This window comes from Streptomyces sp. P9-A2, assembly GCF_036634175.1.
GTDB classification, from domain to species: domain Bacteria; phylum Actinomycetota; class Actinomycetes; order Streptomycetales; family Streptomycetaceae; genus Streptomyces; species Streptomyces pratens.
On record NZ_JAZIFX010000001.1, the window covers coordinates 5580510 to 5595324 of the forward strand.

At 70.6% G+C, this 14815-nt stretch carries 14 protein-coding genes; all 14 read left to right on the forward strand.

Going from position 1 to position 14815, the window contains the following annotated elements; translation table 11 throughout:
- The first annotated feature begins 245 nt into the window (after nt 1-245).
- The 14 genes from rho to V4Y04_RS25590 all read left to right on the forward strand — a co-directional run bounded on the left by rho (nt 246) and on the right by V4Y04_RS25590 (nt 14697).
- Nucleotides 246-2378, forward strand: coding sequence for a transcription termination factor Rho (gene rho, locus V4Y04_RS25525; RefSeq protein ID WP_332430651.1), 2133 nt, complete (start codon nt 246-248; stop codon nt 2376-2378).
- Between the two features lie 161 nt (nt 2379-2539).
- Entirely contained in the window at nt 2540-3637 is a 1098-nt protein-coding gene (locus tag V4Y04_RS25530; protein ID WP_443080079.1) for an LCP family protein, read from the forward strand.
- A gap of 218 nt (nt 3638-3855) precedes the next feature.
- Nucleotides 3856-4077, forward strand: coding sequence for a 50S ribosomal protein L31 (gene rpmE / locus V4Y04_RS25535; RefSeq protein ID WP_332430653.1), 222 nt, complete (start codon nt 3856-3858; stop codon nt 4075-4077).
- A 122-nt stretch (nt 4078-4199) separates the two neighbouring features.
- Entirely contained in the window at nt 4200-5276 is a 1077-nt protein-coding gene (prfA, locus tag V4Y04_RS25540) for a peptide chain release factor 1 (RefSeq protein ID WP_332430654.1), read from the forward strand.
- An 80-nt stretch (nt 5277-5356) separates the two neighbouring features.
- Nucleotides 5357-6244: a peptide chain release factor N(5)-glutamine methyltransferase gene (gene prmC, locus V4Y04_RS25545; protein WP_332430655.1), complete on the forward strand. Its 888-nt coding sequence runs from the start codon at nt 5357-5359 to the stop codon at nt 6242-6244.
- Nucleotides 6245-6298: 54 nt separating this feature from the next.
- Nucleotides 6299-6946, forward strand: a complete 648-nt coding sequence (locus V4Y04_RS25550) for an L-threonylcarbamoyladenylate synthase (RefSeq protein WP_332430656.1) — start codon at nt 6299-6301, stop codon at nt 6944-6946.
- Nucleotides 6943-7620, forward strand: a complete 678-nt coding sequence (locus tag V4Y04_RS25555) for an arsenate reductase/protein-tyrosine-phosphatase family protein (protein WP_332430657.1) — start codon at nt 6943-6945, stop codon at nt 7618-7620. Before V4Y04_RS25550 ends, V4Y04_RS25555 begins: the two co-directional genes overlap by 4 nt.
- Before the next feature lie 647 nt (nt 7621-8267).
- Nucleotides 8268-9518: a serine hydroxymethyltransferase gene (glyA, locus tag V4Y04_RS25560; protein ID WP_332430658.1), complete on the forward strand. Its 1251-nt coding sequence runs from the start codon at nt 8268-8270 to the stop codon at nt 9516-9518.
- A gap of 227 nt (nt 9519-9745) precedes the next feature.
- The gene (locus tag V4Y04_RS25565) at nt 9746-11173 is read left to right on the forward strand and encodes an MraY family glycosyltransferase (RefSeq protein WP_332430659.1); all 1428 of its coding nucleotides are present in this window, start codon (nt 9746-9748) and stop codon (nt 11171-11173) included.
- Nucleotides 11174-11492: 319 nt separating this feature from the next.
- Nucleotides 11493-11945: a hypothetical protein gene (locus V4Y04_RS25570; protein ID WP_332430660.1), complete on the forward strand. Its 453-nt coding sequence runs from the start codon at nt 11493-11495 to the stop codon at nt 11943-11945.
- 225 nt (nt 11946-12170) lie between these two features.
- A complete protein-coding gene (atpB, locus tag V4Y04_RS25575; RefSeq protein ID WP_332430661.1) occupies nt 12171-12992 on the forward strand; it encodes a F0F1 ATP synthase subunit A in 822 nt (273 codons plus the stop codon).
- 69 nt (nt 12993-13061) lie between these two features.
- The gene (atpE, locus tag V4Y04_RS25580; protein ID WP_332430662.1) at nt 13062-13295 is read left to right on the forward strand and encodes an ATP synthase F0 subunit C; all 234 of its coding nucleotides are present in this window, start codon (nt 13062-13064) and stop codon (nt 13293-13295) included.
- Between the two features lie 44 nt (nt 13296-13339).
- Nucleotides 13340-13885 carry a F0F1 ATP synthase subunit B gene (locus V4Y04_RS25585; RefSeq protein ID WP_332430663.1) on the forward strand — a complete coding sequence of 182 codons (546 nt, stop codon included), beginning with the start codon at nt 13340-13342 and terminating at the stop codon, nt 13883-13885.
- Nucleotides 13882-14697 carry a F0F1 ATP synthase subunit delta gene (locus tag V4Y04_RS25590; protein WP_332430664.1) on the forward strand — a complete coding sequence of 272 codons (816 nt, stop codon included), beginning with the start codon at nt 13882-13884 and terminating at the stop codon, nt 14695-14697. The genes V4Y04_RS25585 and V4Y04_RS25590 overlap by 4 nt, the downstream gene beginning before the upstream one ends.
- The last annotated feature ends 118 nt before the right edge of the window (nt 14698-14815 follow it).

Sequence of the window (14815 nt, forward strand, 5' to 3'; positions counted from 1 at the left end):
TCGTATGCGAGTAGTACGTCGCACGCGGACACTGAACGGCCCGCCGGGCAGGCTCCGGAACCGGTGCGACCACGCCACGTGACACTGGATGCCACGGCTTGGGGAAGCGCCATCACCAGATATCCCTTCCGCCGTTCAGGCGGACCACCGTCCCGGCACGGTTCGCACAGCAAGAACCGAAGCCGGACAGCACAACCGGTCGCCGAGCCAGACAGGCCGACGTCCGCTCCAGGGAAGGACCCTTCGTGAGCGACACCACCGATCTGATGGGCGCACGTGTCGAGGAGACCGCTGCCGCGCCCGCCACGGACGCCTCCGCGCCTGCCAGCGGTGCCGGCTCCCGGCGGCGCCGGGGCACCGGCCTCGAGGGCATGGTGCTGGCCGAGCTGCAGCAGGTCGCATCCGGCCTCGGCATCAGGGGCACCGCGCGTATGCGTAAGAGCCAGCTGATCGAGGTCATCAAGGAGGCCCAGGCCTCGGGCGGCTCCGCCGCGCCGAAGAGCGAGGCCCCGGCCGAGGCGGCGGAGAGCAAGCCCAAGCGTCGCGCCACCTCCCGGACCCGTACGGGTGACACCGCCGAGAAGAAGTCCGCCGTCGAGGCTCCCGCCGAACAGGCCACCGCCCAGCAGCAGATCGACATTCCCGGCCAGCCCTCCCCGAAGGCCTCCGCCCCGGCCGAACAGGCCCCCGCCGAGCAGGCTCCGGCCGAGCAGGCCCCCGCCGCGCGTCGCCGCCGAGTCACCGCGGACGCGGGCGCTCCGGTCGCCGCGGCCGAGCAGGCCCCCGTCGAGGCGAAGAGCGACGCGAAGGCCGAGGGCCAGGCGCAGTCGCAGCAGTCCCCGGCGCAGGGCGACGCCAGGTCCGACAACGACGGCGGTGACGGCCGCCGCCGCGACCGCCGTGACCGCGGCCGTGACCGCAACGACCGTAGTGACCGCGGGGACCGCAACGACCGTGGTGACCGCGGCGATCGGAGCGACCGCGGGGACCGTCGCGGCAAGGGCGACGACCAGCAGCAGAACCAGCACCAGAGCGGCGGCCAGAGCGGCGGCCAGAGCCAGCAGCAGAGCGGCGGCCAGGGCCGTCCGCAGAGCCAGCAGCAGGGCGGCGGCCGTCAGCAGGACGACGGCTACGACGACGACGGAAGCGGCCGTCGCGGCCGGCGCGGCCGCTACCGCGACCGTCGCGGCCGCCGAGGCCGCGACGACATGGCCTCCGAGCCGCAGATCACCGAGGACGACGTCCTGATCCCGGTCGCGGGCATCCTCGACATCCTCGACAACTACGCGTTCATCCGGACCTCCGGCTACCTGCCCGGCCCGAACGACGTGTACGTCTCCCTCGCCCAGGTCCGCAAGAGCGGCCTGCGCAAGGGCGATCACCTCACCGGTGCGGTGCGCCAGCCGAAGGACGGCGAGCGGCGCGAGAAGTTCAACGCGCTGGTCCGCCTCGACTCCGTCAACGGCATGGCGCCCGAACACGGCCGCGGCCGCCCGGAGTTCAACAAGCTCACCCCGCTGTACCCGCAGGACCGCCTCCGTCTGGAGACCGACCCCGGTGTCCTCACCACGCGGATCATCGACCTCGTGTCGCCGATCGGCAAGGGACAGCGCGGTCTGATCGTGGCCCCGCCGAAGACCGGCAAGACCATGATCATGCAGGCGGTCGCCAACGCGATCACGCACAACAACCCCGAGTGCCACCTGATGGTCGTCCTCGTCGACGAGCGTCCGGAAGAGGTCACCGACATGCAGCGGTCGGTGAAGGGCGAGGTCATCTCCTCGACCTTCGACCGCCCGGCCGAGGACCACACCACGGTCGCCGAGCTCGCCATCGAGCGTGCCAAGCGCCTGGTGGAGCTGGGCCACGACGTCGTCGTGCTGCTCGACTCGATCACGCGTCTGGGCCGTGCGTACAACCTCGCCGCCCCGGCCTCCGGCCGCATCCTGTCCGGTGGTGTCGACTCGACGGCGCTGTACCCGCCGAAGCGCTTCTTCGGTGCGGCCCGCAACATCGAGGACGGCGGTTCGCTGACCATCCTCGCCACCGCCCTGGTGGACACCGGGTCCCGCATGGACGAGGTGATCTTCGAGGAGTTCAAGGGCACCGGCAACATGGAGCTCAAGCTCGACCGGAAGCTCGCCGACAAGCGCATCTTCCCCGCGGTGGACGTCGACGCGTCCGGCACCCGCAAGGAGGAGATCCTGCTCGGCAGCGACGAGCTGGCCATCACCTGGAAGCTCCGCCGGGTGCTGCACGCGCTCGACTCGCAGCAGGCGATCGAGCTGCTTCTCGACAAGATGAAGAAGACGCAGTCGAACGCCGAGTTCCTGCTGCAGATCCAGAAGACGTCGCCGACGCCGGGCAACGGCGACTGACGTTCGTCCCGCCTGTCTCACCACAAGGGCCGCTTCCCGGACATCCGGGGAGCGGCCCTTGTGGTGCGGGGCGTGGTTCCGGACGCGGCTTCGGGCATGGTTCCGGTCGTGGTTCCGATACGGCCGGAGGGGTACCCGGACGGACGGGAGCTGTGAGGCCTATGTCTGCCGAGAGCACACGCCGGACCGACCGTCCCCCGGCCGGGGACGGCCGTCGGAGGTGGCGGCGGGGCATGAAGGCCGTGGCCTGGACCGCGGCCGCCCTCGTCGTCCTCGGCGGTGCCGGCCTCGGATACGTGTACGTCACGTTCAACGGCAACCTCAGGAGCGTCGACATCGACCGGATACTCGGCTCCGACCGGCCCGGGAAGGCCGACGACGGCTCCGAGAACATCCTCGTGCTCGGCTCCGACACCCGCTCCGGCGGCAACAGGGAGCTCGGCGGCGGCACCGACGACGGCACGGCCCGCTCCGACACCGCGATGATCGTGCACGTCCACGAGGGACGGGACGAGGCCTCCGTGGTGTCCGTCCCGCGTGACACCCTCGTCGACCGCCCCCGATGCACCGGCACCGAGGGCGGCACCCGCCCCGCCGCGAACGGCGTGATGTTCAACTCCGCGTACACCACGGGCGGGGCCGCCTGCGCCGTGAAGACCGTCGAGTCGATGACCGGCCTGCGCATGGACCACTACCTGGAGGTCGACTTCAGCGGCTTCCGGGAGCTCGTCGACGAGCTGGGCGGCGTCGAGATCACCACCACCGAGGACATCGACGACCCCGACAGCCACCTGGAACTCGCCGCCGGAACCCATCGGCTCGACGGCGCGCAGGCCCTCGGCCTGGTCCGTACCCGGCACGGCATCGGCGACGGCTCCGACCTCGGCCGCATCCGGCTCCAGCAGGCCTTCGTCAGGGCCCTGGTCCAGCAGGTGGGCGACATCGGCCTCCTCACCGACCCCAAGAAGCTCTACGACATCACCGACACGGCCACCAGGGCCCTCACCACCGACTCCGGCCTGGGCTCGGTGAACTCCCTGATGGCCTTCGCGGGCGGCCTGAGGGACATCGGCCCCGCCGGCCTGCACATGGTGACCATGCCGGTGCGGTACGACCCCGCCGACCCCAACCGCGTCGTTCCCGAGACGGAGAAGGCGCGGCTGGTCTGGGACGCCCTGAGGAACGACGAGCCGATCCCGGGTGCGGCCGCGGACCGCACGGCCACCGGCGAGGCCAAGGACGTCGTCAGCACCCTGTGAGCATCCTGTGGGCGCCCTCCCGAAGACTGCTCCCCGGCCGCTTCCCCGTACACCCCCGCCGCCCCCTCGGAGAGCCGCCGTCACCGCCCGGGAACAAAAGACGGCGGCCCTCGGTTTTGGGGATGGCGCCAGTCCTGGCAGACTGGTACGTCGGCTCCGGTTCACGCTCCCGCATCCCGCGGCTGCGACCCGGCGCCCTCCCGAACCTAGGAGACACCTTGAAGCGCGACATCCACCCCGCGTACGTCGAGACGCAGGTCAGCTGCACCTGCGGCGCGTCGTTCACCACCCGCAGCACCATCGAGTCCGGCACCGTCCGGGCCGAGGTCTGCTCCGAGTGCCACCCGTTCTACACGGGCAAGCAGAAGATCCTCGACACCGGTGGCCGTGTGGCCCGCTTCGAGGCCCGCTTCGGCAAGGCTCCCGGCTCCAAGAAGTAGCGAGCTCCCTTTCGCCGGTCCACGGCCGCGACCTCTCCCCACGCAGGTGAGAGGGGTGCGCGCCGGGACCGGCGTTTTTGGTCGCACGACTTCCCCTTTCCCCGCAGGAGCAGGAGCCCAAGATGTTCGAGGCCGTCGAGGAACTCGTCACCGAGCACGCCGACCTGGAGACGAAGCTCGCCGACCCGTCGGTTCACGCCGACCAGGCCAACGCGCGCAGGCTGAACAAGCGGTACGCGGAACTCACCCCGATCGTCACCACGTACCGCTCCTACAAGCGGACGGGTGACGACATCGAGGCCGCGCGTGAACTGGCCGCCGACGACCCGGACTTCGCCGCCGAGCTCAAGGACCTGGAGAAGCAGCGCGAGGAGCTCACCGGCAAGCTCCGCCTGCTGCTGGTCCCGCGCGACCCCAACGACGACAAGGACGTCATCCTCGAGGTCAAGGCGGGTGCGGGCGGCGACGAGTCCGCCCTGTTCGCCGGCGACCTGCTGCGCATGTACCTGCGGTACGCCGAGCGCGTGGGCTGGAAGACCGAGATCATCGACGCCACCGAGTCCGAGCTGGGCGGCTACAAGGACGTCCAGGTCGCCGTGAAGACCAAGGGCGGCCAGGGCGCCACCGAGCCCGGCCAGGGCGTGTGGGCCCGGCTGAAGTACGAGGGCGGGGTGCACCGCGTGCAGCGGGTGCCGACCACCGAGTCGCAGGGCCGTATCCACACCTCCGCGGCGGGTGTCCTGGTGACGCCCGAGGCGGAGGAGGTCGACGTCGAGATCAACCCGAACGACCTGCGGATCGACGTCTACCGCTCCTCCGGCCCCGGCGGGCAGTCCGTCAACACCACCGACTCCGCCGTGCGCATCACGCACCTCCCGACCGGAGTCGTCGCCTCCTGCCAGAACGAGAAGAGCCAGCTGCAGAACAAGGAGCAGGCGCTGCGTATCCTGCGCTCCAGGCTGCTCGCTGCGGCGCAGGAAGAGGCGGAGAGGGAGGCCGCGGACGTCCGGCGCAGCCAGGTCCGCACCGTCGACCGCTCCGAGAAGATCCGCACCTACAACTTCCCGGAGAACCGCATCTCGGACCACCGCGTCGGGTTCAAGGCGTACAACCTGGACCAGGTCCTGGACGGCGACCTGGACGCGATGATCCAGGCCTGTGTCGACGCGGACTCGGCCGCCAAACTCGCCGCAGCATGACCCCGGCCCGGGCCCGCAGGGCCTGGGTACCGGACCCGAACACCGGGCCGCCGCACCGGCCGTACGAGAACTTCCGGAGGATGAGCGTGCAGCAACATAGTGGGGGGCGACCCCCGAGCCCCCGCAGCGTGCTGCTCGCGGAGGTGGCCCAGGCCACCCAGCGGCTCGCCGACGCCGGTGTGCCCTCGCCGCGCACCGACGCGGAGGAACTCGCCGCGTTCGTGCACGGCGTCAAGCGCGGCGCACTGCACACGGTGCGGGACACCGACTTCGACGCCCGCTACTGGGAGGTCGTCGCCCGCCGCGAGGCACGCGAACCGCTCCAGCACATCACCGGGCACGCCTACTTCCGCTACCTCGAACTCCAGGTGGGACCCGGGGTGTTCGTGCCGCGCCCGGAGACCGAGTCGGTCGTCGGCTGGGCCATAGACGCGGTACGGGCCATGGACGTCGTCGAGCCGTGCGTCGTCGACCTGTGCACCGGCTCGGGCGCCATCGCGCTCGCCCTCGCGCAGGAGGTGCCGCGCTCGCGCGTGCACGCCGTGGAGCTGTCCGAGGACGCCCTCGTGTGGACCCGCAAGAACATGGAGGGCTCACGCGTCGAGCTGCGCCAGGGTGACGCCCTGACGGCCTTCCCGGACCTCGACGGCCAGGTCGACCTGGTGATCTCCAACCCGCCGTACATCCCGCTCACCGAATGGGAGTACGTCGCCCCCGAGGCGCGCGACCACGACCCCGAGCTGGCCCTGTTCTCCGGCGAGGACGGCCTCCAGCTCATCCGGGGCCTGGAACGCACCGCACACCGCCTGCTGCGCCCCGGCGGTGTGGTCGTCGTCGAGCACGCCGACACCCAGGGCGGCCAGGTGCCGTGGATCTTCGCCGAGGACCGCGGCTGGACCGACGCCGCCGACCACCCCGACCTGAACAACCGGCCCCGGTTCGCCACCGCCCGCAAGGCGGTGCCGTGAGCGTCGGCCAGACTTCGACCACCCCAGCCGCATGTGCACGAGGAGGCCCGCCAGATGGCTCGGCGATACGACACCAACGACGCGACCGATCGCGCGACCGGTCTGCGTGAAGCCGCGTCCGCCGTCCGCCGTGGCGAACTCGTGGTGCTGCCGACGGACACCGTCTACGGCATCGGCGCCGACGCGTTCACCGGCGAGGCCGTCGCCGACCTCCTGGAGGCCAAGGGGCGCGGCCGCGGCATGCCCACTCCCGTGCTCATCGGCTCCCCGAACACCCTGCACGGCCTCGTCACGGACTTCTCCGAGCAGGCCTGGGAACTGGTCGACGCGTTCTGGCCGGGCGCGCTGACCCTGGTCGCCCGGCACCAGCCGTCCCTCCAGTGGGACCTCGGCGACACCCGCGGCACGGTCGCCGTACGGATGCCGCTGCACCCGGTCGCCATCGAGCTGCTCACCGAGGTCGGCCCGATGGCCGTCTCCTCGGCCAACCTGACGGGCCACCCCGCGCCGGAGAACTGCGACGCGGCGCAGGAGATGCTCGGCGACTCCGTCTCCGTCTACCTCGACGGCGGCCCCACCCCGGGCATCGTCCCCTCGTCGATCGTCGACGTCACGCGCCCCGTGCCCGTGCTGCTGCGCGAAGGCGCCCTCTCGCCGGAGGAGCTGCGCAAAGTGGTACCCGACCTCGAGGTGGCGAATTGACGGCCCCCGAGTCGGGGCGTGGCATAGGCAACGGGGAACGCAGCGCGGAGGAGACGACCACCTTCGGCTTTCCGCGCGACACCTTCCGCATCCTCCACGTCAGCACCGGAAACGTCTGCCGCTCGCCCATCACCGAGCGGCTGACCCGGCATTTCGTGAGCCAGCGGCTGGGCATCCTGGGCGGCGGGCTGATCGTGGAGAGCGCGGGCACCTGGGGTCACGAGGGCGCGCCGATGGAGTCCCACGCGGAGACGGTACTGGCCGACTTCGGCGCGGACACCTCCGGCTTCGTCGGCCGTGAACTGCTGGACGATCACGTGATCCGCGCCGACCTGGTGCTGACCGCGACCCGCGACCACCGCGCCCAGGTCATCTCCATGGGCCACTCGGCGGGCCTGCGCACCTTCACGCTGAAGGAGTTCACCCGCCTGGTGAACGCGATCGACCCGGCGACCCTGCCCCCGCTGGACGAGGGCCTGGTCATGCGCGCCCGTGCCCTGGTCCGTGCCGCCGCCGCACTGCGCGGGTGGCTGCTGGCCCCGACCGCCGAGGCGGACGAGGTCTACGACCCGTACGGGGCGCCCCTGCCGTTCTTCCGCTCCATCGGCGACGAGATACATCAGGCCCTGGACCCGGTCGTCACCGCCCTCACGGGCGTCCCCACCCGCGCCTGACCGCTCCGCGGGGCCTGTCCGGCGGGGTCGGAGCCGGGGTGGCCGGCGGCACCCGTCCAGCGGGGATGAGCAGCGGGGGACGAGCGGGGTCCGGTGCGTTCAGCCGCACGATGGAGAAGCGCGTTCCGTCCCCGCGCTCCGGTCTGATCCCGCCGGGCAGGCCCTCTCAGGCCCCGGGCAGGGTCGCCCGGCCGTCGGTGTGAGCCCTCTGGCCGTCGGTGTGGGCGGTCCCGGGCGTCCGGCCCGGCTCCGGTTGCCGGTGTGGCCCGTACGAGCCGTCAGGGGCGTCCCGGGCGTGAGTGCGGGTTGTGGGGACGCTGTCTCCCGGGAGGCCTCCGGGGGCTGCGCCGTCCCCGCGCTCCGGTCTGATCCCGCCGGGCAGGTCCTCAGGCCCCGGGCAGGTCCTCAGGTCCTCAGGGCCGCTGGGTCGTCGGTGTGGGCGGTCCCCGGCCGTCCGGCCCGGCTCCGGCCGCCGGCGTGCCCCGTACGAGCCCTCAGGGGCGTCCCGGGCGTGAGTGCGGGTTGTGGGGACGCTGTCCCCCCCGGGATGGCCTCCAGGGCTGCCCGGGAGGGTGTGGCAGCCGAGCGGGGTGGGGGCGGCGGGCCTACATTGGTCGTACGTCAGAGCCGACGTCCGGGAGCTCATCATGACGGTCACCCATGCCCTCGAGGGCGAGTCCGGAGTTCTGCGTCGGCAGGACCCCGAACTCGCCGGGATCCTGCACGCCGAGCGTGAGCGGCAGGCGACCACACTCCAGCTGATCGCCGCCGAGAACTTCACCTCGCCCGCGGTGCTGGCCGCCCTCGGCTCACCGCTCGCCAACAAGTACGCCGAGGGATACCCGGGTGCCCGGCACCACGGCGGCTGCGAGATCGTCGACGTGGCCGAATGCCTCGCCGTCGAGCGGGCCAAGGCACTCTTCGGCGCCGACCACGCCAACGTCCAGACACACTCCGGATCGTCGGCCGTGCTGGCCGCCTATGCCGCCCTGCTGCGCCCCGGGGACACCGTCCTGGCCCTCGGCCTGGCCCACGGCGGCCACCTCACCCACGGCTCGCCCGCGAACTTCTCCGGCCGCTGGTTCGACTTCGTCGGCTACGGCGTGGACGCCGAGACCGGTCTGATCGACCACGCACAGGTCCGTACCCTCGCCCGTACCCACCGCCCCAAGGCGATCGTCTGCGGCTCCATCGCCTACCCCCGCCACGTCGACCACGCCTTCTTCCGCGAGGTCGCCGACGAGGTGGGCGCCTACCTCATCGCGGACGCCGCGCACCCCATCGGCCTCGTCGCCGGGGGAGCCGCCCCCAGCCCGGTCCCGTACGCGGACATCGTCTGCGCGACCACGCACAAGGTGCTGCGCGGGCCGCGCGGCGGCATGATCCTGTGCGGTGCGGAACTGGCCGGACGGGTCGACCGCGCGGTCTTCCCCTTCACCCAGGGCGGGGCCCAGATGCACACCGTCGCCGCCAAGGCGGTCGCCTTCGGAGAGGCGGCGACCCCGGCCTTCGCCGCGTACGCCCACCAGGTGGTCGCCAACGCGCGGGTCCTCGCCAAGGGCCTGGCCGACGAGGGACTGGTCGTCACCACCGACGGCACGGACACCCACCTGATCACCGCCGACCCCGCCCCGCTCGGCGTCGCCGGACGCGACGCCCGCGGCCGGCTCGCGGCGGCCGGCCTGGTCCTGGACTGCTGCGTCCTGCCGCACGCCGACGCCCGCGGACTGCGCCTGGGCACCGCGGCGGTGACCACGCAGGGCATGAGGGAGCCGGAGATGACACTGATCGCCGGGCTGCTGGCGAGCGTTCTGCGGGGCGGCACCGATCCGGCACGGGCCCGCGCGGACGTCCGCGAACTGACCGCGGCCTTTCCGCCCTATCCGTATCCCGGCTGAGAATCCCTTGTCGAGACCGGTGGAGATCGGCAGAGACCGGGGCGGGAGGTCCCGGTCCGTTCGCGGTTTCGTACCGTATCGGTGCCGATGCGGGGCAGGCGCACCGTGTGCCCGGGCTCCGCACAGCCACACGTGCGACCATCATCGCTACCCGGAAGTCCTCACCCGTATGCGTCCCTCGCTAGGGTGTGGAGTTGTGATGGCCGGCGAGATCTGTGGGGAAGCCCGTGCGTGAATACCTGCTGACGCTCTGCATCACGGCCGCGGTGACGTACCTGCTGACCGGGCCGGTACGGAAATTCGCGATCGTGGCGGGGGCGATGCCGGAGATCCGGGCACGTGACGTGCACCGGGAACCCACTCCGCGGCTCGGCGGGATCGCCATGTTCTTCGGACTGTGCGCGGGACTGCTGGTCGCCGACCACCTCACCAACCTCAGCCATCTCTTCGACGAGTCCAACGAGCCGCGGGCGCTGCTCTCCGGGGCGGCGCTGATCTGGCTGATCGGTGTGCTGGACGACAAGTTCGAGATCGACGCCCTGATCAAGCTGGGCGGGCAGATGATCGCCGCCGGTGTGATGGTCATGCAGGGTCTGACGATCCTGTGGCTGCCCGTCCCGGGCGTCGGCTCGGTCGCGCTCACCCAGTGGCAGGGCACCCTGCTCACCGTCGCCCTGGTCGTCATCACCATCAACGCGGTCAACTTCGTCGACGGCCTGGACGGTCTCGCGGCCGGCATGGTGTGCATCGCGGGGGCGGCGTTCTTCCTGTACGCGTACCGCATCTGGTACTCGTACGGCATCGAGGCGGCCGCCCCGGCGACGCTGTTCTCGGCGATCCTGATGGGCATGTGCCTGGGCTTCCTGCCGCACAACATCCATCCCGCGCGGATCTTCATGGGCGACTCCGGCTCCATGCTGATCGGTCTGGTCCTCGCCGCCGGTGCGATCTCCATCACAGGCCAGGTCGACCCGGACGCGCTGAACCTGTACGCGGGCGGGGAGAAGGAGGCCGTGCACCAGACGGTGCCGGTCTACATCCCGCTGCTGCTGCCGCTGACGATCATCGCGGTGCCGGCCGCCGACCTGATCCTGGCCATCGTGCGGCGCACCTGGCGAGGCCAGTCGCCGTTCGCCGCGGACCGGGGCCATCTGCACCACCGCCTGCTGGAGATCGGCCACTCGCACAGCAGGGCCGTGATGATCATGTACTTCTGGTCGGCGCTGATCGGATTCGGAGCGCTCGCCTACTCGGTCAACTCGGCGTCCATGTGGATCGTGCTGAGCGTGGTCATCCTGAGCGCCCTCGGTCTCCTGCTGCTCCTGCTGCCCCGGTTCACCCCGCGCGCCCCGATGTGGGCGCAGCACATCGTGCCGCCGCGCTACCGGCGGCGTCGCCGGACCGCCGCACAGCCCTCCCAGGCCGTCACCGAGGCGGCCGCGGGGGCAGCCACGGGCACGGCCGCCGAGACGGCCGAGCCGGAGGCGGACGAGCACGCCGAGACCGGTCACCGCACCCCGGTGACCGCCGGGATCTCCGGGGTCTCCGGCGTCAACGGCGCGACCGCCCTGGGCCACCGCGCACGTGTGGGCGACCGGGGGCGGCCGCCGGCTTCCGCCGAGGGCACGGGCCCGGCCACGTCACGGTCAAGGTAAGAATCCGACTAGAGCATTGCCAAGTCGTGGGGCCCCGATGGGGCACCCTTGGGGGCATGAAGCACCCCAATACCAGGCAAGTCGACCTCTTGCACCTTCCGGGAGGCAGGCTCACCCTCATGTGTGACCTCATGCGGAGTCGCTAGGTAAAGACTGCATCAAATAGTTTGTGATACCGTTCACGAGTCTCGCCGGAGAGCACCGAAGGACCGCAGTGCGACGGTTCGTCGGTGGGGGGAAATCACACTCCATCCGGGGGACTACGCTCGTCCCTGACGACCATCCTTTGCCCCCTGTTCCAAACATGCGGAGTTCCGCCATGCCGTCCAACGACGTCCGGATCCTGATTCAGTCCGCCGTACCCACCGCTGTCGTCGGTGGGGTCGCGGTCGCGGTCGGTGCTGCCGTCGAAGGTGGCCAGGGAGCGATCGGAGCGGTCGTCGGGGCGCTGCTCGTGATCCTGCTCATGGGCGCGGGCCTGTACGTCCTTCAGTGGATCGCCAAGTCGATACCTCATCTGTTCCAGGCGATGGGGCTGATGATGTACATGACGCAGATCCTGCTGATCTTCGTCTTCATCGCGCTCTTCAAGGACACGACGCTCTTCCACCCGAAGGTCTTCGCCCTCTCGCTGCTCGCCTCCACCCTGACCTGGGTCGCCGCACAGGCACGCGCCACGATGAAGGCCAAGACCTTCTACGTGGACCCCGATCCGGCGACGCCGACCGGGAACGCGGCCGAGAAGAAGGAAACATCGGAGCGGCCGTCGTGAGACGTAGGGCCGGGATAAGGGCGCATGACGGACCCTGCTATCGTCCGGTGCCAACTGCGGCATCGCGGGCGCGGGCATCCATGCTGACGCCTGTCACATCGCGAGGCGAGATGCCCCATCGCCGCACCCCCATCCGTAACACCAGTCCCGTGCCGAACCGCGGCTCCGTGCCGCGCCGACACCACGAGGTTGCCGAATCCATGCGCCACGCTGAAGGAGCCCGCGGTGAGTGCTGACCCGACACAGGTGCTCGCCTTCGAGACCGACTGCCACATCTTCGACGGTTGTGGCTTCCCGTCTCCCGGGCTGCACTCGTTCCTGTTCGAGCCCCTGTGGGGCGACGGCGACAGCAGCGTGTACTTCAACAAAACGATGCTGCTGGCGCTTCTCGGCTCGATCATCATCATCGGCTTCTTCTGGGCGGCGTTCCGCCGTCCCCAGGTCGTCCCCGGCAAGCTCCAGATGGTCGCCGAGACGGGCTACGACTTCGTCCGCCGGGGCGTCGTCTACGAGACGATGGGCAAGCGCGAGGGCGAGAAGTACGTCCCGTTCGTCGTCGCACTGTTCTTCTTCGTCTGGATGATGAACCTCTGGTCGATCATCCCGCTCGCCCAGCTCCCGGTGACGTCGATCTTCGCCTACCCGCTGGGGCTCGCGCTCCTTGTCTACATCATGTGGGTCTCGCTGACCTTCAAGCGGCACGGCTTCGTCGGCGCCCTGAAGAACTTCACCGGCTACGACAAGTCGCTCGGTGCGGCGTTGCCCGTCGTCATGCTGATCGAGGCCTTCTCGAACCTGCTCGTGCGGCCCTTCACCCACGCCGTACGACTCTTCGCGAACATGTTCGCGGGTCACATCCTGCTGGTGCTGTTCACCATCGCCAGCTGGTACCTGCTGAACGGCATCGGGATCGCCTACGCCGGCGTCTCGTTCGTGATGGTCCTGGTGATGACCCTCTTCGAGCTCTTCATCCAGGCGCTGCAGGCGTACGTCTTCGTCCTGCTGACCGTCACCTACCTCCAGGGCGCGCTCGCCGAGCAGCACTGAGCGTCCCGCACCACTCCATTCGTCCGGTGGCCCACCCCCACCGGCCCGTGAAGAAAAGGAAGAACCGGAATGTCCTACACCCTGGCCGCTGAAGTCCACGGCTCGATCGCTTCCATCGGTTACGGCATCGCCGCCTTCGGCCCCGGCATCGGCGTCGGCATCATCTTCGGCAAGGGCACCGAGGCGCTCGCCCGGCAGCCCGAAGCCGCCGGTCTCATCCGCTCGAACCAGATCCTCGGCTTCGCCTTCTGTGAGGCGCTCGCCCTGATCGGCCTGGTCATGCCGTTCGTCTACGGCACCTGATCGTCTGATCTGCGACCGGCTCACTAGACGAAAGGCACTCTGATATGAGCCCACTGCTTCATATCGCGGCCGAGGAGCTGCAGAACCCCCTCGTCCCGCCGATCCCCGAGCTCGTCATCGGCCTGCTCGCTTTCGTCATCGTCTTCGGCGTCCTCGCCAAGAAGCTCCTCCCGAACATCAACAAGGTTCTGGAAGAGCGCCGCGAGTCCATCGAAGGCGGTATCGAGAAGGCCGAGGCCGCCCAGACCGAGGCATCGAGCGTCCTTGAGCAGTACAAGGCTCAGCTCGCCGAGGCCCGGCACGAGGCCGCGCGTCTGCGCCAGGAGGCGCAGGAGCAGGGCGCCACGCTCATCGCCGAGATGCGCGCGGAAGGCCAGCGGCAGCGCGAGGACATCATCGCCGCAGGTCACGCACAGATCGAGGCGGACCGCAAGGCCGCCTCGTCCGTGCTGCGCCAGGACGTGGGCAAGCTCGCCACCGACCTGGCCGGCAAGCTCGTCGGCGAGTCCCTCGAGGACCACGCCCGGCAGAGCCGCGTGATCGACCGCTTCCTCGACGACCTCGACCAGAAGGCCGAGGCCGCACGATGAACGGAGCGAGCCGCGAGGCCCTGGCAGCCGCACGCGAGCGTCTCGACGCGCTGACGGACTCCACGTCCGTGGACGCCGGCTCGCTCGCCGAAGAGCTGGCCGCCGTCACCGCGCTGCTCCACCGCGAGGTGTCGCTGCGCCGGGTCCTCACCGACCCGGCGCAGCCCGGTGAGAACAAGGCGGACCTGGCCCAGCGCCTGCTCGGCACCCAGCTCAGCGGCAACACCGCCGACCTGGTCGCCGGCATGGTGCGCTCCCGCTGGTCGCAGCCCCGCGACCTGGTGGACGCACTCGAGGAGCTGGCCGACCTCGCCGACCTCACCGCCGCGCAGAAGGCGGGCGCGCTCGACACCGTCGAGGACGAGCTGTTCCGGTTCGGCCGGATCGTCTCCGCGAACAACGAGCTGCGCGCCGCGCTGACCGACCGCAAGGCCACCGCCCCGGCCAAGAGCGAGCTGCTGCACAGCCTGCTCGGACGCAGGGCGAACGCGACCACCGAGCGTCTGGTGACGCGTCTGGTCAACGCGCCCCGCGGACGTAGCCTGGAAGCGGGACTCGAGTCCCTGTCCAAGCTCGCCGCCGAGCGCCGCAACCGCATGGTGGCCGTCGTCACCTCCGCGGTGCCGCTGAGCGACACGCAGAAGCAGCGCCTCGGCGCCGCCCTCGCGAAGCTCTACGGCCGCTCCATGCACCTCAACCTCGACGTCGACCCCACGGTCGTCGGCGGGATGCGGGTGCAGGTCGGCGACGAGCTGATCAACGGCTCCCTCGCGGACCGGCTGGAGGACGCGAGCCGCCGGCTGGCGGGCTAGCGCCGACGCGGCCCCGCGCATCACGCGGCGGACGCGGCAACTGAACACGCAGAACGTACCTACGGCCCTGGTTGGGCCGTGCAGAGGATTCACCTCTTTTCGGGGGGAGTCCACATCC